General features: G+C 56.0%; 2 protein-coding genes. Both read right to left on the minus strand.

Annotated elements, in window-relative coordinates:
- Nucleotides 1–200: 200 nt before the first annotated feature.
- Complete coding sequence (gene preA, locus SMC5_RS01710) at nucleotides 201–1,442, minus strand: NAD-dependent dihydropyrimidine dehydrogenase subunit PreA (protein ID WP_119087095.1); 1,242 nt, start codon at nucleotides 1,440–1,442, stop codon at nucleotides 201–203.
- The coding region (locus SMC5_RS01715; RefSeq protein WP_165848920.1) for an FAD-dependent oxidoreductase at nucleotides 1,442–2,584 on the minus strand (1,143 nt) is incomplete at its 5' end. The genes SMC5_RS01715 and preA, both read right to left, overlap by 1 nt.

Below are 2,584 nucleotides of genomic sequence, written 5' to 3' on the forward strand. Positions count from 1 at the left end.
GATGATCTGCTCTCTTTTCGACCACAAGGTCGAGAACCGTTCATCATTGCTCATACTACCTCCTCAAGATTTCGGCTGGTAAATGAACGCGACAAACACTCTTTGTAAGTATACGGTGTTCATGAAAGCACTCAACCGACGGCACATGCAAATGTCCCCTGCGGTAAGCGCCACAGGGGACAGAGAGGCTTGAATCAGACCTAGCGAGTTCCCTTAAATTCGAAGTAGTGGACCTTGCCGTCCAGTTCTTCCTTCATCCGGATAGCATTCACCGGACAGACCTGCATGCATTGGCCGCATCCAGGACACTTCTCGGCATCCACAGAGGGCTGCCTCTTCTCGGCATCCCACAGAATCGCTCTATGAGCTCCATCGCTGCAGGCGCGGAAGCAGTTGCCGCAACCGATGCACTTGTCAAGGTCGATGTCCGAATGAGAGCAAGGCGCGACCAGCTCTTCCTGCCCCTTGATGTTCTTGAGCGCCTTGCCAACAATATCCAGCGGCGATGCACATCCCTTACGGTCCAGATAATCTGCAAGACCGCTCTTGAGGTCCCTTATCGTGCCAAACCCATGGTGCATTGGGAGCGTGCAGAACTGCACGTTGGAAGCTCCAACAGCCATCAGCTCCACCGCGTCACTCCACGAGTAGGCGCCGCCGTTTCCACTGATAGTGATGTCTACGTTGCGAGCAATCTCTGCAATGGTGCGGAGAGTGAGGGGCTTGATCGCCATGCCTGTCATGCCTGAATATGCCCCCTCGCCAAAGAGAGAGGGGCGTGGTTCAAGTGTCTCCACATCAACTCCAATCAACGCGGGTACCGAGTTGCTTGCCGTGACACCGTCGACGCCGGCCCGCTTCAGTGCCCTGGCAATTTCGACGATGTCTGTGACCTGTGGCGTAATCTTGATGAGAATGGGCGTCTCTTCGGCAGCTTCTTTTACCCAGCGTGCAACCTTTTCCGTCGCCTCAACGCTTTGTGCAAGCATGCGGCCAGGGGCTTCACCCATGCTTCCTTGTGGACAGCTGAAACTGCACTCGACAAGGTCGACGCTGGCCTTCTTGAGCTGCTTCACCAGAGACTGCCAGTCTTCTTTTTGTGACCCCATGATAGAAGCTGCAATCATCTTGGTGGGGAACATGCGCTTCAATGCTGTAACCCGCTCACAGACCTCGTCGATGTGATATTGCGAAATGAGGTCGATATTGCCCAACCCCCACAGTTTGTGCGCAGCTGTGCCAAAGGACGACATCATCGGGTATTTCAGATTGACGGGATTGCTCTCGACAGAAGTAGTCTTGAGGACGACCCCGGCCCACCCGGCCTTCAGTCCGTCAATCGCCATATCAAGCTCGTCCGTCGGCGGAGCCGCAGACAGAATGAAAGGGTTCTCAAGATGTATGCCCAGAAAATCGTACGAAAGGTCGTGTTCTCGATACATCACTTGCCTCCTGCCACAAACGCAGCAATCTGCTCCGCCGCTTTCTTGCCGTCACGCACAGCCTCCACAACAGTTTGAGCACCATGAACGGCGTCGCCGCCGGCATAAACGCCCGGCATGCTGGTCTGCATGTTCTCCGCTGCGCTGATAAATCCTGAGGCACTGCGGACAAGACCAGGAAACACATCCTCGTCGATGCGCTGCCCGATAGCCACAACCACGGTGTCGAGTGGTATGATGAAGCTCGACCCTGGCAGGGGTTCAAACCTGCATCGGCCGGATTCGTCCTCTCCGCACAGATGAGCCTGAGTGACCTCCAACCCCTCCACATGATCATTGCCAACAACCTTGTCGGGAATTGCCAGGAACTGATAGGTCACCCCGAGTGTCGTAGCTTCTTCGATCTCCTTCTTGAACGCCTTCAGCTCTTTGATGCCACGACGGTAGACCACGGTAACATCTCGTGTCGGGTCTTCCTCGCGGAGCATGGAGGCTACTTCGATCGCGACATTTCCACCACCGATAATCCCTACACGGTTTCCTGCGCCGCTGATTGTACCGGATTTCATCTTGCGCAGGAGGTCGCGGGCGTGATACACACCGACCAACCCAATACCCTCGACGTTCAGGTCGCTCTCAGAGGGTAGTCCCGTCGCGACAAAGACCGCGTCATAGTCACCAACCAGAGGCTTCACGTCTGTCACACGCTCACTACGGACGTTCGCAACGAATGAAGACGTCAGGAAACGGACCTCCCGATCTTCGACCTCACGCGGATACCGATGTGTGGATACTTCCTGACTGGGCACGCCGCCCACCTGCCGAGCCTCGAACACGTCACACGAGAATCCCCGGACCCTCAGCTCGCGGGCACAGGCAAGTCCCGCAGGACCACCACCGACGATGGCAACCTTGCCCAGACTTGGTTCAGGCAGCTCCATACGATCGGATGGATCAGTCGAGTCTGTTACGAAACGATGCAGCTCCCGAATGCGCAGAGGGGCATCTATCTTCGACCGCGTGCACACGGACTGGCAAAACGCTTCCTCGGGGCAGATACGGCCACACGTCTCGATGAATGGATGTGCACTCTGCAGAATGGTTCGTGCACCATGCAAGTTCCCACTGCGAATCGACTGTAT

The organism is Candidatus Cryosericum odellii (assembly GCF_003570935.1).
Lineage (GTDB): Bacteria > Caldisericota > Caldisericia > Cryosericales > Cryosericaceae > Cryosericum > Cryosericum odellii.